21 protein-coding genes are annotated in these 21,527 nt (G+C 71.1%); 10 read left to right on the top strand and 11 right to left on the bottom strand.

All coding sequences use genetic code 11. The features are described from left to right. Positions 1-2: 2 nt before the first annotated feature. On the top strand, positions 3-188 hold the full coding sequence (locus tag OG736_RS40945; RefSeq protein WP_327186963.1) for a DUF1963 domain-containing protein: 186 nt from the start codon (positions 3-5) through the stop codon (positions 186-188). 42 nt (positions 189-230) lie between these two features. Here OG736_RS40945 and nadE read toward each other — a convergent pair whose 3' ends face one another. Both nadE and OG736_RS40955 read right to left on the bottom strand, forming a co-directional pair. Further along, on the bottom strand, positions 231-1,061 hold the full coding sequence (gene nadE / locus OG736_RS40950; protein WP_327186964.1) for an NAD(+) synthase: 831 nt from the start codon (positions 1,059-1,061) through the stop codon (positions 231-233). A 149-nt stretch (positions 1,062-1,210) separates the two neighbouring features. Beyond that, on the bottom strand, positions 1,211-2,119 hold the full coding sequence (locus OG736_RS40955; RefSeq protein WP_327186965.1) for an SMP-30/gluconolactonase/LRE family protein: 909 nt from the start codon (positions 2,117-2,119) through the stop codon (positions 1,211-1,213). An 86-nt stretch (positions 2,120-2,205) separates the two neighbouring features. Here OG736_RS40955 and OG736_RS40960 point away from each other — a divergent pair, with 86 nt between their 5' ends. From OG736_RS40960 to OG736_RS40970, 3 genes are all read left to right on the top strand, one after another. Next, positions 2,206-2,643 carry an Lrp/AsnC family transcriptional regulator gene (locus OG736_RS40960; RefSeq protein WP_327187849.1) on the top strand — a complete coding sequence of 146 codons (438 nt, stop codon included), beginning with the start codon at positions 2,206-2,208 and terminating at the stop codon, positions 2,641-2,643. Positions 2,644-3,023: 380 nt separating this feature from the next. Further along, a complete protein-coding gene (locus OG736_RS40965; RefSeq protein WP_327186966.1) occupies positions 3,024-3,788 on the top strand; it encodes an alpha/beta hydrolase family protein in 765 nt (254 codons plus the stop codon). A 98-nt stretch (positions 3,789-3,886) separates the two neighbouring features. Next, entirely contained in the window at positions 3,887-4,552 is a 666-nt protein-coding gene (locus OG736_RS40970; RefSeq protein WP_327186967.1) for a class I SAM-dependent methyltransferase, read from the top strand. 219 nt (positions 4,553-4,771) lie between these two features. On the opposite strand, the gene OG736_RS40975 is transcribed toward OG736_RS40970, so the two are convergent. The 8 genes from OG736_RS40975 to OG736_RS41010 form a co-directional block, all read right to left on the bottom strand. Further along, positions 4,772-5,527 carry an esterase/lipase family protein gene (locus tag OG736_RS40975; protein WP_327186968.1) on the bottom strand — a complete coding sequence of 252 codons (756 nt, stop codon included), beginning with the start codon at positions 5,525-5,527 and terminating at the stop codon, positions 4,772-4,774. Between the two features lie 291 nt (positions 5,528-5,818). Beyond that, complete coding sequence (locus OG736_RS40980) at positions 5,819-6,277, bottom strand: DUF3237 domain-containing protein (protein ID WP_327186969.1); 459 nt, start codon at positions 6,275-6,277, stop codon at positions 5,819-5,821. Next, positions 6,274-7,131, bottom strand: a complete 858-nt coding sequence (locus OG736_RS40985) for an ABC transporter ATP-binding protein (RefSeq protein ID WP_327186970.1) — start codon at positions 7,129-7,131, stop codon at positions 6,274-6,276. The genes OG736_RS40980 and OG736_RS40985 overlap by 4 nt, the downstream gene beginning before the upstream one ends. Continuing rightward, positions 7,121-8,140, bottom strand: coding sequence for an ABC transporter ATP-binding protein (locus OG736_RS40990; protein WP_327186971.1), 1,020 nt, complete (start codon positions 8,138-8,140; stop codon positions 7,121-7,123). Before OG736_RS40990 ends, OG736_RS40985 begins: the two co-directional genes overlap by 11 nt. Continuing rightward, the gene (locus OG736_RS40995; protein WP_327186972.1) at positions 8,137-9,012 is read right to left on the bottom strand and encodes an ABC transporter permease; all 876 of its coding nucleotides are present in this window, start codon (positions 9,010-9,012) and stop codon (positions 8,137-8,139) included. The genes OG736_RS40990 and OG736_RS40995 overlap by 4 nt, the downstream gene beginning before the upstream one ends. Then, positions 9,009-9,959, bottom strand: coding sequence for an ABC transporter permease (locus OG736_RS41000; protein WP_327186973.1), 951 nt, complete (start codon positions 9,957-9,959; stop codon positions 9,009-9,011). The genes OG736_RS40995 and OG736_RS41000 overlap by 4 nt, the downstream gene beginning before the upstream one ends. After that, a complete protein-coding gene (locus OG736_RS41005) occupies positions 9,956-11,611 on the bottom strand; it encodes an ABC transporter substrate-binding protein (protein WP_327186974.1) in 1,656 nt (551 codons plus the stop codon). Before OG736_RS41005 ends, OG736_RS41000 begins: the two co-directional genes overlap by 4 nt. Before the next feature lie 92 nt (positions 11,612-11,703). Next, the gene (locus OG736_RS41010) at positions 11,704-13,410 is read right to left on the bottom strand and encodes a CocE/NonD family hydrolase (protein WP_327186975.1); all 1,707 of its coding nucleotides are present in this window, start codon (positions 13,408-13,410) and stop codon (positions 11,704-11,706) included. 241 nt (positions 13,411-13,651) lie between these two features. Here OG736_RS41010 and OG736_RS41015 point away from each other — a divergent pair, with 241 nt between their 5' ends. The 4 genes from OG736_RS41015 (at position 13,652) to OG736_RS41030 (ending at position 17,395) form a co-directional block, all read left to right on the top strand. Further along, positions 13,652-14,239, top strand: coding sequence for a TetR/AcrR family transcriptional regulator (locus OG736_RS41015; RefSeq protein ID WP_327186976.1), 588 nt, complete (start codon positions 13,652-13,654; stop codon positions 14,237-14,239). A gap of 389 nt (positions 14,240-14,628) precedes the next feature. Then, on the top strand, positions 14,629-16,086 hold the full coding sequence (locus tag OG736_RS41020; RefSeq protein ID WP_327186977.1) for an amidase: 1,458 nt from the start codon (positions 14,629-14,631) through the stop codon (positions 16,084-16,086). Positions 16,087-16,187: 101 nt separating this feature from the next. Beyond that, on the top strand, positions 16,188-16,859 hold the full coding sequence (locus OG736_RS41025; protein ID WP_327186978.1) for a hypothetical protein: 672 nt from the start codon (positions 16,188-16,190) through the stop codon (positions 16,857-16,859). A 62-nt stretch (positions 16,860-16,921) separates the two neighbouring features. Then, positions 16,922-17,395, top strand: coding sequence for a GNAT family N-acetyltransferase (locus OG736_RS41030; protein WP_327186979.1), 474 nt, complete (start codon positions 16,922-16,924; stop codon positions 17,393-17,395). Position 17,396: 1 nt separating this feature from the next. On the opposite strand, the gene OG736_RS41035 is transcribed toward OG736_RS41030, so the two are convergent. Further along, positions 17,397-18,224 (bottom strand): alpha/beta fold hydrolase, encoded by an 828-nt coding sequence (locus OG736_RS41035; RefSeq protein WP_327187850.1) that lies wholly within the window; start codon positions 18,222-18,224, stop codon positions 17,397-17,399. Between the two features lie 559 nt (positions 18,225-18,783). Between OG736_RS41035 and OG736_RS41040 the strand changes: the two genes are divergently transcribed. After that, positions 18,784-19,818: a LacI family DNA-binding transcriptional regulator gene (locus OG736_RS41040; protein WP_327186980.1), complete on the top strand. Its 1,035-nt coding sequence runs from the start codon at positions 18,784-18,786 to the stop codon at positions 19,816-19,818. A 565-nt stretch (positions 19,819-20,383) separates the two neighbouring features. Continuing rightward, complete coding sequence (locus tag OG736_RS41045) at positions 20,384-21,478, top strand: ABC transporter substrate-binding protein (protein WP_327186981.1); 1,095 nt, start codon at positions 20,384-20,386, stop codon at positions 21,476-21,478. Positions 21,479-21,527: the final 49 nt, after the last annotated feature.

Consider the following 21,527-nt stretch of genomic DNA (forward strand, 5'->3'; position numbering starts at 1 on the left):
AGGTGGCCTTGGACGACCCGCGGCTCTCCGACGAGGCGGGTGCCTGGTGCCTGCCGGCCCGGTTCGACAGCGAGGCCTCCGCGGACATGACGGGGGGCGACGCCGGAGTCCTGTACCGGCTGATCCGACCGCGGGACCCGGCCGAGCGGCGATTCGACCGGGCGATGATCACCTGGCGGTGCAGCTGACGGGCGACCGGGCCGCGGCGAACGACGTCGGGTCCTCGCCTCTCAGGGGGCGATGGGCAGTCGGCGCTTGTGGTCCGTGAGCCGGTAGCGGTCGACGATCGTTCTGAAGACGCCTTCGTCCACGGGCCTGCCTTCCAGGAAGTCGTCGATGTCGTCGTAGGCGACCCCGAGCGCGTCCTCGTCGGTCTTGCCGGGATCGAGGGTCTCCAGGTCGGCCGTCGGGACCTTGTGCACCAGCCCGGCCGGCGCCCCCAGCGCGTCCGCGACGGCTCGCACCCGGCGTTTGGTCAGGCCGGACAGCGGGACGAGGTCCGCCGCGCCGTCACCGAACTTGGTGAAGAAGCCGGAGACCGCCTCGGCGGCGTGGTCGGTGCCGACGACCAGTCCGTGGTGCCCGCCGGCCACGGCGTACTGGGCGATCATGCGCTGTCGGGCCTTGATGTTGCCCAGTACGAAGTCCTGGTGGTAGACGTCGCGGAAGCTCACCTCGGCACCCAGCACGGCCTCGAGCGCGGCGTCGCTCGCGGGTTTGATGTCCACGGTCAGCACGTGATCGGGCCGGATGAAGGAGAGTGCGAGCTGGGCGTCGTGCTCGTCGGCCTGGACGCCGTAGGGCAGCCGCATCGCGTGGAACCGTGCCTCGTGCCCGTCTTCGCGGGCTCGCTCGACCGCCAGCTGGCACAGGCGGCCGGCGGTGGTGGAGTCGACGCCTCCGCTGATGCCGAGCACGAGGGAGGACAGGCCGGTGGAGGTCAGCCGCTCCGCGAGGAACGCCACCCGGCGCTCGATCTCCGCCTCGGCCTCGAAGGCCTCGGCGACCTCGAGTTCCCGGGCGATCTCCTGCTGAAGGGTGAGGAAGGCCGGGTCGTTCACATCTGCTCCTGGTTGCGGTTCACGTGGTGTCGGCGCCCCACCTCTCGAGGACGGGGAGGACCGCCGGTGGGTCAGTGTCGGACAGCCATGACCGTCCGGCGCCGGGGCGGGCAGGACACAGTGCCCCGGACCGCGGTCGGACATGCGCCCTAGACGCGGGGCGCTCCCGTCACCGACATCACCAGCGAGTACAGCGAGGTGGTGGCGGTGATGAACATGCGGTTGTTCTTCGGCCCGCCGAAGGTGATGTTGGAGACCGGTTCCGGCACCCGGAGCCGTCCGATGAGGGTGCCGTCGGGGTCGTAGCAGTGCACGCCGTCCTCCAGGGCGGCGGCCCACAGGCGGCCCTGGTCGTCCAGGCGGATGTTGTCGAAGTGGACGCCCGCTCGTGCTTCGGCGAAGACCTCCTGTCCGGAGAGCGTGCCGTCGGCGTGGACGTCGAAGGCGTGGATACGGGCGGCTCGCGAGTCGGATACGTAGAGCCGCTTCTCGTCCGGTGCCAGGATGACGCCGTTGGGTCCGTCGAAGCCGTCGGCGGCGAGGTGCACCCGGCCCGTCGCCGGGTCGACCCGGTAGACGTTGCAGGCGCCGATCTCGGGCTCGGCCCGATGACCCTCGTAGTCGCTGGTGATGCCGAAGTCCGGGTCGGAGAACCACAGAGTGCCGTCGGACCGCACGACGGAGTCGTTGGGGCTGTTGAGCCGCTTGCCCTCGAAACGCTCGGCCAGGACCGTCACCGTGCCGTCCGGCTCGGTGCGGGTGACCCGGCGGTTGCCCTGCTCGCAGCTGACCAGGCGGCCCTGCCGGTCGAGGGTGTTGCCGTTGACGTGTCCGGCCGGGTCGCGGAAGACGCCGACCGTCCCGGTGGCCTCGTCCCAGCGCAGGATGCGGTCGTTCGGGATGTCGCTCCAGATCACCTGGCGCCAGGCGGGCAGGTACAGCGGACCCTCTGCCCAACGGCAGTTGTCGTGCAGCACCTCCAGCCTGCCGTCGCCGTTCGTACAGCGTCCGGTACGGAAGCGGTCGTCCAGGATCTCGTACAGGCCATCGGCGGGCATCGGCGTCCCTTCGCATTCGCTGATCAGGATATGATTCAACGTAACACGTAGATCACCGAACAGGATATGGTCAGATCATGAAGCCGATAGATGACATCGACCGTGGCCTGATCGCGCTGCTACAGAAGGACGCGACCCGGTCCTATGCCGAGTTGGGCAAGGGGGTCGGTCTGTCGGCGGGTGCCGCCCATGAGCGAGTGCGCAGACTGCGGGAGCACGGGGTCATCAGGGCCACCACGGTCGACGTGGACCCCGCAGCCCTCGACCGCGGGGTCCTCGCCTTCGTGCTCGTCGACTCGACGGCCTGGATGGGCGACCGCGCCGAGGACTTCGCCGGCGTACCGGAGATCCAGGAGGCCCACGTCATCGCGGGCAGCGCGGCGGTCCTGGTGAAGGTGCGCACGGCGAGCACGGAACAACTCCAGGACGTACTGCGCCGTCTGTACGCGATCGACGGGGTCAGCGGCACCCAGGCGACCGTCGTCCTGGAAACGTTCTTCGAACGACCACTGGACGCCGGGTAGGCGCGGTGCGCGACCGCGTGCTCACGCACGTCGGCCCCGCCGAGCAGCCTCCACCGGGCGCGCAGGGGCCGAACAGGTCGGGGCATGACGGGTCTCGGTCGACGCGTGGTCCTTCCCGGTGGCGCGAGGGCGTTCTGGCCACTCGACGAGGCCGACACCGTCATGTCCGGCGGATCGGCCGTCTTCGCGTGGTGGGGAAAGGCGCTGGAGGGATGATGATCGGGCTGGTAGCTTGCAGTCGACCGTGACGCCGCCCGAGGAGGTGAGACCCATGACCGTCGTATCGATGTGGGTGCTCTCCCTTCCCGTCACGGCCGGCGACTGACGTAGGTGTCGCCGGGAGCGCCTCGACAACAAGGCACTCCCGAAAGGCAACACCTGTGCACTCTCTGCAGTTCACCGCCGAGTCCTCGTCGGACGGCACGGTCGAGCGCGAGTTCACCGTGGGCGACGTCCCCGGAGTTCTCTGGTCGCCTGCCCCCGGCGCCGATCGCGCGCCCCTGGTCCTGCTGGGCCACGGCGGCGGCAACCACAAGAAGCATCCGGCGATGGCGGGCCGCGCCCGCCTTCTCGTGACCGGCTGCGGCTTCCATGTCGCCGTCATCGACGCGCCCGGTCACGGTGAGCGGCCGCGCACCGCGCGCGACGAGCAGGAGATCGCCGAGCTGCGCAGGGCGCAGGCGGCGGGCGAGCCGGAAGGCCCGATCGTCGTCCGTTACAACGCCCGTCTGGCGGAGCTCGCCGTGCCCGAGTGGCAGGCGACCCTGGACGCCCTTCAGGAGCTTCCGGAGATCGGCGCGGACGGGCCGGTGGGCTACTTCGGCATCGGTCTGGGCACCGCGATCGGCGTGCCGCTGGTGGCGGTCGAGCCCAGGATCACGGCCGCGGTCTTCGGGCTGATGTGGCCCGATGCCCTGGCCGAGGCGGCGAAGCGGATCATCGTCCCGATCGAGTTCGACCTGCAGTGGGACGACGAGCGCATCCCGCGCGAAGCCGGCCTCGCGCTGTTCGACGCCTTCGCCTCGGGGGAGAAGACGTTGCACGCCAACGCGGGCAAGCACTTCGACTTCCCCAGGTTCGAGGCCGACAGCGCGGTCCGGTTCTTCGCCCGGCATCTGAGCCGGGGGGCCACCTCACCGGCCTGAAGGTGAGCGGCAGCGGCGTCCGGTCCGCCCTTCGGGCGCCGCTACCGAGATCGTGATTCTCCCGGCTCGGCTCGGGGCCGGGAACTACTGTCGCGTGCATGGTCGAACACAGTGCCCTCAGTGTCACCCGTCAGGGATACGACGCTGTTGCCCCCGCCTATGCGCAGATGTTCCGCGACTCGTTGCGTGACAGTCCCCTGGATCGCGCGATCTTGGGTGTCTTCGCCGAGGCCGTCAGTGCGAGCGGGGACGACGGCCAGGTAGCGGACCTGGGGTGTGGGCCTGGTCATGTCACCGCTCATCTCGACGAGTTGGGGCTGTCGGCGTTCGGCGTCGACGCCTCTCCCGCGATGATCGAGTTGGCTCGACAGGCTCATCCGCGCCTGCGGTTCGACGTGGGTTCGATGGCCGCGTTGGACATCGCTGACGGTGTGCTGGGCGGCGTGCTCTCACGCTGGTCCGTCATCCACACTCCGCCGCCGGAACTCCCCGTCATCCTGGGGGAGTTCCATCGTGTGCTGGCACCCGGCGGCCACCTTCTGGTCGGCTTTTCGGCGACCGATGGTCCGTCCCACCCGACACAGGTCTTCGACCACACCGTCGCGCCGGCCTATCGGTGGTGGCCCGATCACCTCGCCGCCATGCTGCGCAAGTCCGGGTTGGCCGAGGTGGCCCGGATGGTTCGCGAGCCTCAGCCCACCGACCGGCGGCAGTTCCAGGAGGTTCACCTGCTCGCCCGCAAAACTCAGGCAGGAGCCGCCTGACGCATCTGTGCCAGGTCACCGCGACCCCGGGCGCGGCGAGTCACGAGAAGCTCGCCCTGCTCACCGTGCCGGGCACCGACCGGTTCGCCGTCGACACCGAGTGACGCCGGGCCGGGTGACCGTCCCATGCCGTGCGCCCCGTTCCCGGCGGTCGCGCTGCCGGGAACGGGGCGTGGTCGGGCTGAGCACTGGTCACGCCAGGGCTGCTCGCGCGGTGGGTCAGGAGGCGATGAAGTCGGCGATCTGGCCGAGGACGACCGTGTCCGTCAGGTAGCCGATGTGGGTCTGGCAGAGCACGTTGTTGTTCGTAGCGCCGTCCAGTCGGGTGCTGGTGTACGGGATGATGATGCCGTCGCACGCCGAGTACCAGGTGGCGTACCGGGTGGTGCCCGGCGTTTCGTCGCCCGCGGTGATCTGGGCGATGAACGACGAGCCCGGGTACATCTGCTGACAGGTCGTGTAGATGAGGCAGGCGCCGGCGTAGGTGGTTCCGTGGTTCGCGCCGGCGATCGAGGCGAGGTGGCTGACGCTGGTGTTGCCGCCCAGGACCTTCAGGTAGTACTGGCTGACGAGGCCGCCCATCGAGTGGTTGACGATGGCGACCTTGCTCGCTCCGGTCCGCGCCTTCACGGTGTTGACGAAGCTCGCGAGCCCCTGGGCGTTGGTGATGTTGTTGCCGTAGGAGTTGTACTCGTAGGCGAACAGGTTGGAGCTGGACCAGCCGTTGAGCCGGAAGACGCTCATGGCGGTGGTCCAGTTGGACGCGCTGCCGGTGTAGCCGTGGACGAAGACGACCGGTGTGCTCGTCGACAGCGGCTGGGCGGCCGCGTCGGCCGACCGGGCGGTGGAGGCGACCGACGCGGCCGTGCCGGCCGTGGTGGTGGCGCCGGCCGTCGGCGCTGCGGAGAACAGGGTGAACGCGAGGGTGGCGGTCGCGAGAACACCGAGGAGACGGCGCGGGGCATGACGACGCATGGAGCCCTCCTGACGAGGATGCGGGTGGCTGGACCTGACCAGCGTCGTGGCGCCGAGCGGGGGAGCAATCGGCGAAATCACCGGCGTGCGCGGCGTCGCCGGGCATCCCGGATCGTGGAGCCCTTCGTGCTGGTCGGCAGCCGGTCAGGTGGCTTCCCGTCGGGGCGGGCGACGTCGCGTCCGCGGTCGGGCTCGGCCTGAGGGCACGCCTGCCGTCCGCCCCTCGGCCTCCGCACTCGGCTGAAGGTGCCGCCCCGTCGCCCGTTTCCGGCGCCCTCGCGGCGACGTCGTTCAGTCCACCGTGTAACAGCGGATCACGATGTGTCCGTCCTCCTCCCGGGCGAGGCCCACGAAGACCGTGCGCGCGAGCCAGCGGTGTTGCGGGGCGTCCGTGCGGAAGACGGGGGCGGTGCGGAAGTACGTGCCGGACTCGGCGAGGCGCAGGGTGCCGTCGTACAGGTCGGGACTGTCGGCGTGCTCGTGGTAGTAGCCGCGGTTGACGATGTCGATCACGGAACCGTCGTCGGCCCGCAGGAGGTAGCGGGCCTCGAGTTCGCAGACGGTGCCGCGGGTGTTGGACCAGTCGCCTCCGCCGGCCAGGACCGTGCCGCTGAGCCGGGGGCCGTGGACCGTTCCGCCGGTGATGGGGGTGAACTCGGTGCGCTCGCCGTCGCCGTGGCCGATGTGCAGGCTGGGGGCGACCGCCGCGCGGATCTCGAAGGCGTAGGTCAGGGAAGGTGTCACGGTCATGCCTGGCTTCCGTTCTCTGCGGACTCTGCGGACTCTGCGGACTCTGCGGACTGTGCGGAGCGGCGGGTCGGCTTCCAGCCCCGGCGGGGCACGGAGTCCCGCAGCCGACGGGTGTAGGGGGCTTCGGGGTTGGTCAGGACCGTCTCGGCGGGTCCGCGTTCGACGACGCGGCCGCGGTGCATGACCAGAACGTCGTCGCAGACGTGCCGGACGATGCCGAGATCGTGGGTGATGAACAGGTAGGCCACTTCGGTGCGTCGGCGGATGTCGGTGAGGAGGGTGAGGATCTGGGCCTGGACGGAGACGTCGAGTGCGGCGACCGCCTCGTCGAGGACGAGGAGGCGCGGCCGCACGGCCAACGCGCGGGCGATGGCCACCCGTTGGCGCTGCCCGCCGGAGAGCGCGCGGGGCAGCGCGGCGCCCTGGCGTTCGTCGAGGCCCACCTGGTCGAGCAGTTCGGCCACGCGGTCCGCGAGGGGCGCGCCGCGCAGGTCCGTGTGGAGGGCGAGGATCTCGGCGAGGCTGTCGCCCACCTTCTGCCTGCGGTCGAGCGAGGCGTACGGGTCCTGGAAGACCATCTGCACCTCCCGGGCGAAGCGCCTGCGCTCGGCGGTGGAGGCCCGGCGGCCCGGATGGGCCCGGCCGCCGAGGAGCACCGTGCCGGCGGTGGGCTCCTCCCGGCCGACGATCATCCGCGCGGTGGTGGTCTTGCCCGACCCCGACTCGCCGACGACGGCCAGGGACCCGCCCGGCCCGATCTCCAGGTCGACGCCGTCGACGGCGGCGAAGTTCCCGAAGGTCTTGCGCAGGCCGGTGACCTGGAGGGCGGGAAGGGAGGTCGGTTCATCGGCCATGGGGGTTGCTCCTCGCGCCGGGGTGCGGTGTCACGCGGGCGTCGGTGGCCGGGTAGTGGCACGCGGCCAGGCCCTCCCCGGCCGGCGTCAGCGACGGTCGTTCGGTGTGGCAGAGGTCCTGGGCGTGCGCGCAGCGCGGCGCGAAGGCGCAGCCCGGGCCGGTCTCGAAGGCGGACAGCGGGCGGCCGGGGACGGCCCGCAGCGGCTCGGCGGTGGCCGCGGGGTCGGGTCGTGAGGCGAGCAGCGCCCGGGTGTAGGGGTGACCGGCCCGCTCGTGCAGGTGCCGGGCGGGCAGCTCTTCCACCACGCCGCCCGCGTACATGACGGCGATCCGGTCGCAGACCGCCGCGGCGAGCGCCAGGTCGTGGGTGATGAAGAGCATGGCCAGGCCGCGCTCGGCCCGTGCCTCGTCGATGATCGCCATGACCTCGGCCTGGGTGGTCACGTCCAGCGCGGTGGTGGGTTCGTCGGCGATCAGCAGGCGGGGTTCGCCCGCCAGCGCCGCGGTGATCATCACACGTTGCAGCAGGCCGCCGGAGAGCTCCGGGGGCCGCTGGCGCATCCTGCGGGACGCGTCCGCGATGCCCACCTCGCGCAGGAGCGCGGTCACCTTGGCCTCGGCCGCGCGGGGCCGCACTCCCCGGGTGGTGATCAGCGCCTCCGTGAGGAAGTCGCCGACCGTACGCACGGGATTGATGTGGGCCCGCGGGTCCTGGAAGACCATCGCCACGTCGTGGCCGCGCAGCCGGCGCAGCCCGGCCGCGCCCAGCGTGGTGACCTCGCTTCCGTCGAAGCGGATGGAACCGGTGGCGCGGGCCCGCGAGGGCAGCAGCCGCAGCACCGCTCGGGCCGTCATCGACTTGCCGGATCCCGACTCGCCCACCAGGGCGACGGCCGTTCCGGCGGGCACGGTCAGGTCGGCCCGGTGGATCACCCGGCGCATGCCGTCCCGGGTCGGCAGGTCGACGCGCAGGTCCTCGACGACGAGCAGGGGTGGGGAACCGTTCATCGGTCGTCTCCCAGGAGCTGTCGGGACAGGCCGCCGCCGAGGAGGCTGCACGCGACCACGAAGACGACGATCACCACGCCGGCGTACAGCGACTGTTCGGCGCGCCCGGCCAGGATCCCGGTGGAGCCGTTCGCCACCATCAGCCCCCATTCGGCGGTCGGCGGCTGGGCGCCGAGTCCGATGAACGAGAACGCGGCGACGTCGAGCAGGGCGTAGCCGAAGGAGGTCGCCACCTGCACCAGCACCAGAGGCAGCAGATTGGGCGTCAGGTGGCGCAGGCAGATCCGTCGTCCGGACATGCCGAGCATGCGCAGCGCCGAGACGTACGGCAGGTTCCGCTCGCGCAGCGCGGCGCTGCGCACGACCCGTCCGATGTAGGGGAGGTAGGCGAGGGACAGCGTCACGACCGCCACCCGCAGGCCCGCGCCGAAGACGGCGGCGGCCACCACGGCCAGCACCAGACCGGGGAACCCGAAGACGATGTCCAGCAGGGCGGACACCAGCCGGTCGTACCAGCCGCCGAGCCAGGCGGCGCTCACCGCCAGGACCGTGCCGCCGAGTCCGGCGGTCAGGGTGACGGCGGCGGGGGCCAGCAGGCTGGGGCGGGCGCCGTACAGGAGCCGGGACAGGATGTCCCGTCCGGTGTCGTCGGTGCCGAGCCAGTGCGCGGCGGAGCTGCCCTGGTAGACGGCAGCCGGGTCCACGGCGTCCGGATCGTACGGGGCCAGCAGAGGCGCGAACAGGGCGGCGAGGACGGCCACGGCGACGACGGCGCACGCCACGACGAGCACCCCGCGCCCGCGGATCAGCCGGCGCAGCCTCGACCACCGCGCGCCGCCCCGTCCGAGGGCGGCGATCTGATACGTGGTCATGCGGTGCCCTCCAGGGAGACCCGGTGGTCCAGCGCGGCCGTGATCACGTCGACCAGGGTGTTGACCAGGACGAAGACCACCACGGTGATCAGGGCGAGGGCCTGGACGACGGCCAGGTCCTGCTTGGCGGCGCTCTGCACGAGCAGGGCGCCGATGCCGTTGATCCCGAAGGCCTGCTCGACGATGGAACAGCCGGCGATCAGTCCGGCGACGGCCACGCCGGAGACGGAGAACAGCGGTCCGGCGGCGTTGCGCAGAACGTGCTTGCGCACGACGAAGCGCTCGGGGACGCCCCGGGCCCGCGCCGTCTCGACGTGCTCCGAGGCCAGTTCGGCGCGTACCGCCGACCGGGTCACCTGGGCGACGTACGCCAGCCAGGCCGTGGCCAGCGCGAGCGCTGGCAGGGTGAGGTGTTCGAGGCGCCCGGTGAAGCCGTCGCCCGCGCCGTAGGCGGGAAGCCAGTCCCACTGGACGGACAGCCACCAGATGAGCACCACCGACATGACGAACGTGGGCACCGCCATGAGGGCGGTGGTCACGACCGTCACCAGGGTGTCGCCGATGCCGCCGCGCAGGGCCGCGACCGTGCCCAGGGTGACGCCGGGCACGATGATGAGGACGGCCGCGTACGCCACGAGGAAGGCGGTGTTGCCGATGCGTTCGGTCACCAGGTGGGTGACGGAGTCCTTGTAGGTGAGGGACTGGCCGGCGTCGCCGTGCAGCATCCCGCCGAGCCAGCGCCAGTAGCCCCGGAGGAACGGGTCGTCGAGGTGGTACTGGCGGTGGATCTCGGCGAGCAGCCGCGGGCTGGGCGGCTTTCCACCGCCGATGAGGAGCGTGGCGGGATCGCCGGGGGCGATGAACAGGGCGCCGTACACGGCGACGCTCGCCACGAGCGCGGTCACCACGAGCATGGTCGCTCGCCGGGCGACGAAGCGTCCGATCATGACGTGCCCTCGCCCGTGCCGCCGAGCTGGGCCGCCCAGGGCATGTTGATGTAGGCGAAGGACGCGGGAGCGCCGCTGAGGCGCTTGTTGAGGAACACGCGCTCGTAGGGCACGGCGATCGGCACGATGGCCAGGTCCTCGGTGTAAAGGGCCTGTGCCCGGGTGAACAGCTCGGCGGACGACTTCGGGTCCAGGGCCGCGCGGGCCTGGGTCAGCAGCGAGGTCACCTCGGGGTTGTCGTAGCGCGTCCAGTTCATGGGGGACGCGGGCGAGGTGAACATCTCGGCGTACGACAGCGGGTCGGGAATCTCGACGTAGCCGAGAGCCATGGTCGCGTCGAGGCCCTCGCGCAGGGAGGCGTCGTAGAACAGGCCGGACATCTGGGTGGGCTGGAGTTGCTTGATGACGACGCTCAGCCCGATCTTCTTCGCGCCCGCCTGGAGGAAGGTGAGGGTCTGGAGCGACTGCTGGTCGCCGGCGCCCATGGCCACGGTGACGGTGCGCTTCTTCGGTGCGGCCTGCGCGACGAGCTTCCTGGCGCGGGCGACGTCGGTGTCCGGGACGGCGGGCAGGGCGTCGTAGCCCTTGGCGTAGACGTCGGAGGCCTCGCCGGTCTTCCACACGAGGGACGGGATGAACGTCTTCTCCTTGCGGGCGGCGCCGTCGAAGACGTTGCGCACCAGGGCGTCCCGGTCGAGCACCAGGGAGAGCGCCTGGGTGATCCGGGGGTCGGCGAGGGGCGAGTCAGGGCCGGTGGGGGCGACGAACACGGTCTGCGCGGAGGGCCCGTGGTAGAGGGTGCCGGCGTCGGAGGAGCGCAGGGCCTTGGCGACGGTCGAGGGGATCTCGTAGCTGCCGTCGATCTGGCCCGACAGCAGGGCGCTGGTGAGGGTGCTCGCGTCGGTGATGAACTTGAACGTCAGCTTGGCGGCCTTGGGCCTGAGGGCGGTGTCCCAGTAGGCGTCGTTGCGGACGGCGGTGAGGGACTCGCCGGACTTCCAGCTCTTCAGTTCGAAGGGGCCGGTGCACATCAGGCCGCCCTTGGCGGTGCCGTAGGCCGCGCCGGCCTTCTTGACGTACGCGGCCTCGCTGACCGCTCCGAAGCCGTTGACGAGGTACTTGAGGAACAGCTCGTCGGGCGTCCTGAAGCGGACCGTGACCTGGTGGTCGCCGGTCGCCTCGATGGTGCTGACGGTGGCCAGGACCTGGGTGTTGACGCTCTGGGTGGCGGGGTCGCGCTGCCGTTCGAGGCTCGCCACGACGTCCTTCGCGGTCATGGGGTGGCCGTTCCAGAAGGTGACGTCGTCGCGCAGTTCGAGCACGAGCGTCCTGGGGTCCGGGCGCTTCCAGGAGGTGGCCAGACCGGGGGCGACGGAGTAGTCGGCCTTCAGCCGCAGCAGCGGGTCGCAGAGGTTGGAGACCACGGTGCTGGGGGAGTAGTCGCCGACCTTGGCCGGGTCGAGGGTCGTGGGCTCGCCCAGGGGCAGGTTCCAGGTGACCTCGTCCAGGGCGCCGGACGCGGCGGGAGTGGTGCTCGTCAGCCTCAGGCTCTGGGGCGAGGACGACGTGCTGCCGCCGCCCGACGAACAGGCGGAGAGCGTGAGGAGGGTGGACAGGGCGGTGACGGCGAGGGTGGTTCTGGGAGCGTGCATGGTGGTGCTCCTGAGGCGGGACGGGGGCCGGGTGACGGATCCCTCGGGGTGGGGGAGCGCGGGCGCGCGGGGGCCCGCGGAGTGCGGGTGGGTCAGCCGGCGGGCGGGGTGAGGACGGTGACGGTCAGCCGGGACGGGGTGGCGCCGCCGGTGGCCAGGGTCTGCGTGCTCGGCTTCGGGACGAGGGTCGTCCAGGGGTTCTCCTCGCTGCCCGAGCACGGCAGGTACATGGGGTAGTCGCTGCTCGCGAGGAGCAGCGCCAGCCGGTGACCGGCGCGCAGCCGGTAGCCGGTGTGGCCGCACTCGACGCGTACCTCGCGGGAGGTGCCGTCGCCCCGGACGGAGACCTGGCCCCGTACGACGAGCCGTGCCGTGCCGTCGGGGGCGAGGTCCAGCACCTTGGCGAAGAGGTCGAACACCGGGGCCGTACCGGCGAGATGAAGGGCCAGGCTCACCGGCCCTGCGAGGTCGAGCGGGTCGGCCAGGACCGGTCCGGTGAAGGCGAGGACGTCGTCGCGGGCGGCGAGAGGGCCGGCGTCGGGGTGGTCGCGGAGGTAGGAGAAGGAGTCGGGGACCAGGGACGGGACGAGGTCGTCCGGGTCGTAGGCCCACTGCGTCCGGTCCTCGTCCACGACGGGGGCGTCGAGGAGCGCGCCGCCCGGCAGGGGCCCGGCCGCCGTGGCCCGACCGGCGAGCCAGAAGGTGCGCTCCGCGCTGTCCGCGGGGGGCCACGCGGTCGCCGTACGCCAGCCTGCGTGCCCCAGTTCCCAGGTCACCTTGGCCAGGGCGGTCACCGGGCGGCTCCCCTTGAGGAAGACGTCGAAGAAGTCCAGCGCCGGGCCGGCGTACTCGGGCAGCAGCCGGTCGAGGGCCGCGTCGCTGGCGGCGTGGTCGGTGTCCTCGGTGACGGGTGCGTGGTCGAGGCGGTAGTTCTCGTGGTCGACGGCACCGGCCCACAGGTACTGGACGGCGTCCCAGCCCGGCCGGGCGGCGAGCGCGAGGTAGTCGTTCATGTGCGGGATGCCGATGTTGTCGTACCAGCCGACACAGTGCAGGACGGGCACCGGCCGGGAGTCGAAGGGGTGCCTGCCGAGGGCGTGCAGCACGTCCGTCTGGCGCGGGGCGAGGAGGTCGAACCAGGCGGAGCGGGCGCCGATGGCCTCGAAGGCCCGCTCGTACTGGTCGATGACCGGGCGGACGCGCCGGTCGGGCTCCCAGTCGTAGGCGTCCTGGTCCACCCAGTGGTGGGCGTAGTACTCGATGCCCTCCACCCACACCGGCCGGCCGACGCCGGTGTCCGTGTCGCGCGGGTCCAGGGCCGTGGTCGCGTTGAAGTCCACCGTGGTCACGCGCGGGACGATCGCGCGCAGGGCGGGGTGCTGGGAGGCCACCGCGGCCCACTGCGTGAAGCCGTAGTAGGAGTCGCCGAACATGCCGACCGCGCCGTCGGACCAGGGTTGGTGGCTGATCCAGTCGATGGTGTCGTAGCCGTCGTCGGGCTCGCGCAGGAAGGGCAGTGTGCGGCCGCCGGAGCGGAACTTGCCGCGCACGTCCTGCACGACGAGGGCGTAGCCGCGTGCGGTGAAGAGGGGGGCCGCCTTGTCGAAGTAGACGTAGCGGCTGTTCTTGTCGTACGGGAGGCGGACCAGTACGGCGGGCAGGGCGCGGTGCGTGTCGGCGGCGCCCTCGGGCAGGTAGACGTCCGTGGCCAGACGCGTTCCGTCCCGCATGCGCACCAGGTGCTGGACGGCGTGATCGGGGACGGGAGCGGCTCCCGTACGTGCGAAAGGAACTCTCATCGAGTGTTCTCCGGGTGGTTCGGGCTCAGAAAACGGGCGCAGGAAACGGGATCGGGACCGGGATCGGGACCGGGACGAGCACAGAGATCGGGCCGGGGCTCGGGATGCGAGCCGGGTCCGGGAGCGAGCCCGGGATTCAGGCTCGGGAATCCGAGATGAAACGTCGTTGTGTAACGGCGTTGTATGACAACATTGCAGCTCCTTGTAAACGGGGTCAACCCTCTGCGTTAAGGTCTGCGACATGCCGATCGAGGTAGACGAGGCGCGACGGCTCGACGAGATCGCCGCCGCCACCCTCCGCGTCGCCCGGGAACGGGGCGTCCGTTCCGTCACCATCCGGGCCGTCGCCGCCCAGTTGGGCGGCTCGACGGCCATGGTGACCAACTATGTGGCGAGCCGGTCCGCTCTCATGATCAATGCCATGCGATGGGCGGAGCGGGAGTGGGGCGCCCAGATGGACGGCGCGCTGGTCGGTCTGGCCGGCGAGGCCCGCCTGGAAGCCGCGCTGAAGTGGATGTGCACCACCGAGCCCGACGACGAGATCCTGCGCCGGCTCCTGATGGAGATCGCGAGCGAGGGGCCCGATGCGGGTCCGGCGGTCGAGGACGTCCGGCGCGTCACCTCCCGGCGCAACCGCGACGAGCTGAGCGCCCTGGCCGCCGAGGCCGGACTGCCCGACCCCGCACTCGCCGGCGACGTCCTCCACCTGCTCACCCGGGGGTACTGGCTCACCACCCTGGAGGATCCGGAGGGCTGGCCCGAGGAGCGCGCCGCGCACGCCCTGCTCGCGGTGGCCGCCCTGCTGCGCGGCGCGTCCCCCGCGGACTGACACCGCCGACGGGGCTTGACACCCGAGGGTGCCCGGGCGCAGGCTGACCGCGAAATAAAACGCTGTTTTATGACGGGTGGCGTCGGCACTGCCGTTCTGCCGCGTCCCGCCGTGTCCGGTGAGGGTCGGCGCACGCACCCCGCTCTGTCCGGTGCGACGGTGGACAGGGGTCGGTCGATCGGCGTCCCCGTCCGCCCGAGGGGGCGGGAGCGGCCGTGCTTCCGTCCCGTCCCGGCTGCGACCGGCCCGCCGCGCGAACCGCCCGGGTGCCGTTCCTCCCGCCCCTCCCTGCCGCTCCGACCGTTTCCTTCCGTCTCCTCCCCGGCCTCACCCACCGACGCCCGCCCGTGCCGCTGCCGGGCGGGCCCCCGCAAGCGAAGAGGTATCCGATGGCGACTTCTCCCCGCCCGACCCAGCCGTGGCAGCTTTCCGCGACCGAACTCGCCGCCGCCGTCCGGGCCCGTGAGATCTCCTCCACCGAACTGGTGCGCTCCTGCCTGGAACGCGTCGAGGAGACCAACCCCCGACTGAACGCACTGGTCGACCTGCGGCCCGAGGAAGCGCTGGAGGAGGCCCGCCGGGCGGACGACCGGACCGTGTCGGGCGCCGAACTGGGGCCCCTGCACGGCGTGCCCGTCTCCATCAAGATCAACACCGAGCAGCGGGGCCACGCCACCAGCAACGGGATCCCCGCCCTGGCCCACCGCCCCGCCGAGGGCGACGCCGCCTGCGTCACCGCCCTGCGCACCGCCGGCGCCGTACCGCTCGGCCGGAGCAACTCACCCGCCTTCTCCTTCCGCTGGTTCTCCACCAACGAACTGCACGGACGCACGCTCAATCCCTGGGACGCCGAACGCACCCCCGGCGGATCCAGCGGCGGAGCCGCCGCGAGCCTGGCCGCCGGGATGACTCCGCTGGCCCAGGGCAACGACATCGGCGGTTCCATCCGCTTCCCGGCCGCCTGCTGCGGCGTCGTCGGGGTGCGCCCCACCGTCGGCCGGATCTCCGACTGGGCCCCGCCCGCCTACGCCGACACCCCCGCGGGGCCGGTCCAGCTCGACTTCCCGCCCACCGTGCACTCCTGCGCGGTGCAGGGTCCCCTGGCCCGTACCGTGGCGGACGCGCGGCTCGCCCTGCACGCCATGACCACTCCGGACCTGCGTGACTCCGCCGGCGTCCCCGCCGTTCCCCTGCGGCCCCGCCCCGCAGGCCCCGCACGGGTGCGGCTCGTTCGCGGCAACGGCACGGTCAAGAACCACCCGGCCGTCGACCGCGCGCTCGACCGGGCGGCCGCGCACCTCGCCGACGCCGGACACGCGGTCGAGGAGGTGGCCGAACTGCCCCTGCTGGCCGAGGCCGCGCGGCTGTGGGCGCTGCTGATCACCGAGGACATTCGCCCGATGCTGCCCGTGGTCCACCAGCTCGGCGGGGACGACATCCGCACCGCGCTGGAAGGCCACTTCGCGGCCGCCGCCGAACTGTGGGGCGAGCGGCCCGATCTGGAGACCTACATCAACGGATGGGCGCGGCGGGCGACGCTCGTCACCCGGCTCCAGGAACTCCTGGGCGGCGACCGGATCCTGCTCACCCCGGTGTGCGCCGAACCTCCCTTCGAGCAGGACGCCGACATCACGGATCGGGACCGCGCGATGCAGCTGTTCCCCGCGATGTGGCCGATGACCGCCGTGCCCGTCCTCGGCTTCCCCGCCGTCACCGTGCCGGTCCATGTCGACAACGGCCTGCCGTTCAGCGTGCAGCTGATCGGCGGCCGCTTCGAGGAGGACCTCGTCCTCGACGCCGCACAGGCCGTCGAGGTCCGGTCCGAAGTGCCACGGCTCTGGGACTGACCGCAGGGGCGCAGGGGCATGCCGACACCTCGCGGCCGGGCGGAATCTCCGTTGCCGGGAAGCCGCACCGCCCGCGATCCTGAGGCGATGAGGTACTCCGTATGCGGCTGAGGCTGCAACAGTTCAGGCCCCGGACCGGGCCGCACGAGCACCGTGTCGTCCAGCCGAGGAAGCCCCTTCGCCACACGTCGCTGAGCGCCCCCGAGCCCATCGGCCTGTTGTTCGGCGACCATGACGGGCTGAACCGGCTCGCGGGTCTGTTCTCCTTCGCCGCCTACTCCCGGCACACGATCGTCCATGTGCCGCTGCGCGACGGCCTTCGGCCCGACGAGGGCTTCGGCACGCCGGTCGATCTGGTCCTGGTCCACGACACGCTCGGTCTGCGTCCCAGCAAATGGCCCGAGCTGCGGCGCAAGCTGGTCAACGGCACTCCGCTGACCGTCGGCACCGTCGAGGAACGCACGGCCAGGGACGCCGCCGGATGGCGGGAGCGCGGGAGCCGGGCCGACTCACGGGACGAGCTGCGGCACGCCACCCATGCCCGCACGTTCTTCCTGTTCGGCAACCGCGAGGTGTTCGCCGAGACCGCCACCTCCCTTGCCCACGCGGCGGGTTGGGGCCCTCGCCAGAAGGGCGTCACCCAAGGCCGCTCCGTACTGATGACGGCCCTCCCGACGCTGGTCCAGCGACCCGGCGGCGGGCACCCCGTGGAGGTGTTGATCTGTTTCAAGCCGTACCCGCCCTACGCCCACTTCCAGCGGCCGGGCCGTTGAGCAGGCAGCCCGACTCACGTGATCCGGGCGGCTTTTCGCCTGCGGCGGCCGAGGCGCCTGCCATGATCGTCGCCATGGGCATACAGATCGCGCCGGCCGGTGTGGCCGACTTTCACCAGGTCCTGACCGATCACGCCCGTTACTGGGGCGAACGCGACCTTCGATCGCTGCACCTTCTGGCGCTGGTGCAGGAGTTCGGTTCCACCTGCCTGGTCGCCCGGGCCGAGGACGGGATCCGTGGGTACGTCTTCGGGTTCGTGACGCCGGAGGGCACCGGGTACGTGCATCTGATCGCCACGCGGGACGACGCCCGGGGCACGGGTCTCGGGCGCCGTCTGTACGCGGCGTTCGCCGAAGCGGCGCAACATCAGGGCGCACGGCGGTTGAAGGCGATCACCTCGGTCGCGAACACCGGGTCGATCGCCTTCCACCGCAGTCTCGGCTTCGAGGTGAGGATCGTCGACGACTACAACGGCCCGGGCCGGACCATGGCCGTCTTCGACCGGGATCCGGTCGTGCCGGGCCTGGTGCCGTAGCTCAGCCGCGCGCGAATTCGAGGAGGTCCTCGTTGAACCTCTCGGCGAACTTCGGAACCAAGGCCAATCCGTGGGGCGCACCGGAATACACCTTGTACACCGCGTCCTTGACCAGCTTCGAGCTCTTGTCGCCCGAAGCGACGATGGGGACGATCTGGTCGTCGTCCCCGTGCACGATCAGCGTCGGGACGTCGATTCTCTTGAGGTCCTCGGTGAGATCAGTCTCGGAGAACGCCTTGATGCAGTCGTACGCGCCCTTGATGCCCACCGTCATTCCCCACAGCCAGAACTCGTCGCGCGTTCCCTGGGTGACGGTCGAATCGTCGCGGTTGGCGCCGAAGAAGGACGCGCTGAGGTCCTTGTAGAACTGGGAGCGGTCCGTTGCCACGCCCGCACGGATCTCGTCGAAGACCTCGATCGGCAGCCCCTCCGGATTCGCGTCCGTCTTCAGCATCAGAGGAGGGATGGCGCCGACCAGGACGGCCTTGGCGACACGGCTCGAACCATGCCGTCCGATGTAGCGGGTCACTTCACCGCCGCCGGTGGAGTGACCGACCAGAATGACGTCGTGCAGGTCGAGTTCTTCGATGACCGCGGCGAGATCGTCGGCGTACGTGTCGAGATTGTTGCCGTCCCAGCTCTGTCCTGAGCGGCCGCCGCCTCTCCGGTCGTGGGCGACGGCACGGAATCCGTTGTCCGCCATCAGCTTCAGTTGCGGATCCCAGGCGTCGGCGGTGAGCGGCCAGCCGTGGGAGAACACGACCGGTTGTCCCGAGCCCCAGTCCTTGAAGAAGATGCTGGTGCCGTCCTTGGCGGAAGCAAAGGGCATGGCTTTTCCCTCTCGTGCCGTTCCGGAACTCCGCAGTGGGCGGGTTCGATGCTCGAATCGGGTTGTCGAAATCCGTGCCGCGCGCCGCCGGCAGCACGGGAACGCACGCGGTGGACGGGCCAGGTCGGCGGCGAACGGCGACCGTGGGAGCACGTCTCAGGGGAAACTGTAGTCGAGAGGCCGGTGCGCGGCGCGTCGGCCGTGCGGCCGGATCACGGCAGGAGTCGCGGACGCCGACGGGCTGACCGGCAGCCTTAGGCGGCGCCCGTGACCGTCTCGGCCGTAGACCGGTGACCCGTTCACGGACGACACTGCTCCCGAGCCGCTCACGGACGGCACGTCTCCCGGTCGCGTGTCGCGGTCCCCGGACGGTGTGGTCCAGCCCGCCGGACGGGCGCTCGCACCCTGTGCGGCGGCCGTCCGCCACCCGCCTTGTCAGCGTGGCGAGGACGCCTGTATAACGTTGTAAAAGTCAAGTATGAGGGCTCGGCGCTCGCCCACGGTGACGACCCCGTAGCCGCACCGGCCATCACGTCGGGACGCTGCGAAGGGGAATGCCGTGCGGGTCAGCCTCAAGGACGTCGCCGCGCACGCGGGGGTCTCCATCAAGACCGTCTCCAACGTGGTGAACAACTACCAGCACGTCACGCCCGCCATGCGCGAGCGCGTGCAGCGGTCCATCGACGTGCTCGGCTACCGACCGAACCTGGCCGCCCGGCATCTGCGCAAAGGGCGTACGGGCATCATCGCGCTCGCCCTGCCCGAACTCGGCAACCCCTATTTCGCCGAGCTGGCGGCCGCCGTCATCGACGCCGCCGCCGCGCACGACTACATCGTGCTGCTCGACCACACCGGAGGGCACCGCGAGCAGGAGATCCTGGTCAGCCAGGGTTTCCGGGCGCGGGTCATCGACGGCCTCATCCTCAGCCCGATCGAGCTCGAGACCGAGGACCTGCGCGACCGGGCGGAGAACGTACCGCTGGTGCTGCTCGGCGAACGTGACTACGACCTGCCGTACGACCACATCGCCATCGACAATGTCGCCGCCGCCCGCGCCGCCGTCCGGCATCTGAACGGGCTCGGGCGGCGGGAGGTGGCCTTCATCGGCGCCCGGCGCGGTCGCAGTGAGCCCGCGCAACTGCGCGTGCGCGGCTGGCGCGAGGAACTGACCGCGGCCGGTCTCCCGGCCGACGACGGGCTCGTCGCCGCCACCGACGGGTGGGGCCACGCGGACGGAGCGGCCGCCATGAACCGCATCCTGGAATCCGGACGGCGCCCCGACGCCGTGTTCGCCTACAACGATCCGATGGCCATCGGCGCGATGCGCGTCCTGCACGAACGGGGACTGCGCGTCCCCGAGGACATCGCCGTCGTCGGCTTCGACGACGTGGTCGAGGGGCGCTTCGGCGCGGTGACCCTCACCTCCGTGTCGCCGGACAAGGAGGCCATCGGCCGCCTCGCGGTCGAGTGCGTGCTGGCACGGCTCGGCGGCAACGAGATGCCCGAGCCGCGCCGTGTCCGGGCGGACCATCGCCTCGTGGAGCGGGAGAGCACCCTGGGCCGGGCGGCGGCGAACGGCGGCGGACGCGGGTGACCTCGAGGGCGGTGCGCGTGCGAATCACCTTCCGCCCGAACCCCCGCAGGGCTGCGTGACGCGCCGGCCGTCTCGCTGCTCCGGTCAACTGTGCGTAGAACTGGCGGTGTCGACCGGTCTGTCACGCGTCTTCTGACGTCAGCAGTCGAGCGACTCGTCAACTCCACTGTACTGAACGGGCGTTGCTCTTTGCAGGTGCGGTCGTGAGCGGTGAGGTCCCAGGCGGCGCGCCCTCGCGAGCGTGTGGGTCGCTCGACGGGGTCGCGGAGGCATCTGAATTCCCCGGCCGTGACGCGTCCCCCTCCGTGGCGGAGGGGAGCGCGGAGGCGGGTGGTGTCGGCCGACTCGCTCGCGGCGAGCCCCGCACAGTGCGTGCACAGGGGGTTTACAGCACTCTTCCAACGATGTAAAAACCTCTGTGCGGCGGGTCGAACGACCTTTCCCGCCAGGGGAGAAGCACATTTCTCGGCACGGCTACCGCTCGGCTACGGCACGACCTTGTTCGACCTCTGCTCGTTCACCACCTCCCCAGTGTTCCTTCCGCGTCGCCCGGATCGGGGTCACCATGCAGCGCACCACTCACCGTCGTCGTCTTCTCGCCCGTCCCGTGGTCGTCTCCCTGGCCGCGGCGGTGGCGTTGACCGCCACCTCCTGCGCGAAGTCGGAGGACGACACGTCGAGCGACACCAAGTCCTCGGCCGCCGCCGACGCCGCACAGAAGGTCGCCTCGCCCGCGCCGGGCGGCAAGACCTGCACCGTCGACGCGTACGGCGGTGCGAAGTCGGACCTCAAGAACGCCACCGTCGGCTTCTCCCAGTCGGAGAAGGAGGCCAACCCGTTCCGCATCGCCGAGACGCAGTCCATCAAGGACGAGGCGAAGAAGCGGGGCGTCAAGCTGCTGACGGCCAACGCCCAGTCGCAGTTCTCCAAGCAGATCAGCGACGTCCAGGACCTGTTGGCGAAGGGCGCCGACCTGCTGGTCATCGCCCCGCTCAACTCCGACGGCTGGGACCCGGTGCTCCAGGCCGCCGCGGCCAAGAAGGTCCCCATCGTCACGATCGACCGCAAGATCAACGCCACGGCCTGCAAGGACTACGTCTCGTTCATCGCCTCCGACTTCGTCGAGCAGGGCCGCCGCGCCGCCGACCAGATGATCGAGGCGACCGGCGGCAAGGGCGAGGTGGCGATCCTCCTCGGCTCGGCGGGCAACAACGTCACCACCGAGCGCACCAAGGGTTTCAAGGACCGGATCGCCGAGAAGGCACCGGACCTGAAGGTGGTGTTCGAGCAGACCGGCGACTTCGCCCGCGAGAAGGGCCAGCAGGTCACCGAGCAGCTCATCCAGTCGAAGCCCGGCATCAAGGGGATCTACGCCGAGAACGACGAGATGGGGCTGGGCGCGGTGGCCGCGCTGAAGGGTGCGGGCAAGAAGGCGGGCGACGTAGAGATCGTCACCGTGGACGGCACCCGCAACGCCGTACAGGGCATCGTGGACGGCTGGATCAGCGGTGTCGTCGAGTCCAACCCGCGCTTCGGGCCGCTGGCCTTCCAGACGCTGGACGCCTTCACCAAGGGTGAGGGCGTCGCGCAGGACATCGTCATCGAGGACGGCGCCTACACCGCGGACAACGCCAAGTCGGGTATCGGCAAGGCCTACTGATTGTCCGTCAGGGATCCGCCCCGCCCCGCCCACCGCGGGCCCCTCTCGC

It is taken from the genome of Streptomyces sp. NBC_01334 (assembly GCF_035983595.1).
Classification (GTDB): Bacteria; Actinomycetota; Actinomycetes; order Streptomycetales; family Streptomycetaceae; genus Streptomyces; species Streptomyces coriariae.

What these genes read in the sequence shown, in the direction of transcription:
- OG736_RS40955 (WP_327186965.1), bottom strand. Translation starts at nt 2,119, where the DNA reads ATGCCCGCCGATGGCCTGTACGAGATCCTGGACGACCGCTTCCGTACC.
- OG736_RS40970 (WP_327186967.1), top strand. Translation starts at nt 3,887, where the DNA reads ATGGTCGAACACAGTGCCCTCAGTGTCACCCGTCAGGGATACGACGCT.
- OG736_RS40975 (WP_327186968.1), bottom strand. Translation starts at nt 5,527, where the DNA reads ATGCGTCGTCATGCCCCGCGCCGTCTCCTCGGTGTTCTCGCGACCGCC.
- OG736_RS40980 (WP_327186969.1), bottom strand. Translation starts at nt 6,277, where the DNA reads ATGACCGTGACACCTTCCCTGACCTACGCCTTCGAGATCCGCGCGGCG.
- OG736_RS40985 (WP_327186970.1), bottom strand. Translation starts at nt 7,131, where the DNA reads ATGGCCGATGAACCGACCTCCCTTCCCGCCCTCCAGGTCACCGGCCTG.
- OG736_RS40990 (WP_327186971.1), bottom strand. Translation starts at nt 8,140, where the DNA reads ATGAACGGTTCCCCACCCCTGCTCGTCGTCGAGGACCTGCGCGTCGAC.
- OG736_RS40995 (WP_327186972.1), bottom strand. Translation starts at nt 9,012, where the DNA reads ATGACCACGTATCAGATCGCCGCCCTCGGACGGGGCGGCGCGCGGTGG.
- OG736_RS41000 (WP_327186973.1), bottom strand. Translation starts at nt 9,959, where the DNA reads ATGATCGGACGCTTCGTCGCCCGGCGAGCGACCATGCTCGTGGTGACC.
- OG736_RS41005 (WP_327186974.1), bottom strand. Translation starts at nt 11,611, where the DNA reads ATGCACGCTCCCAGAACCACCCTCGCCGTCACCGCCCTGTCCACCCTC.
- OG736_RS41010 (WP_327186975.1), bottom strand. Translation starts at nt 13,410, where the DNA reads ATGAGAGTTCCTTTCGCACGTACGGGAGCCGCTCCCGTCCCCGATCAC.
- OG736_RS41015 (WP_327186976.1), top strand. Translation starts at nt 13,652, where the DNA reads ATGCCGATCGAGGTAGACGAGGCGCGACGGCTCGACGAGATCGCCGCC.
- OG736_RS41020 (WP_327186977.1), top strand. Translation starts at nt 14,629, where the DNA reads ATGGCGACTTCTCCCCGCCCGACCCAGCCGTGGCAGCTTTCCGCGACC.
- OG736_RS41025 (WP_327186978.1), top strand. Translation starts at nt 16,188, where the DNA reads ATGCGGCTGAGGCTGCAACAGTTCAGGCCCCGGACCGGGCCGCACGAG.
- OG736_RS41030 (WP_327186979.1), top strand. Translation starts at nt 16,922, where the DNA reads ATGATCGTCGCCATGGGCATACAGATCGCGCCGGCCGGTGTGGCCGAC.
- OG736_RS41035 (WP_327187850.1), bottom strand. Translation starts at nt 18,224, where the DNA reads ATGCCCTTTGCTTCCGCCAAGGACGGCACCAGCATCTTCTTCAAGGAC.
- OG736_RS41045 (WP_327186981.1), top strand. Translation starts at nt 20,384, where the DNA reads ATGCAGCGCACCACTCACCGTCGTCGTCTTCTCGCCCGTCCCGTGGTC.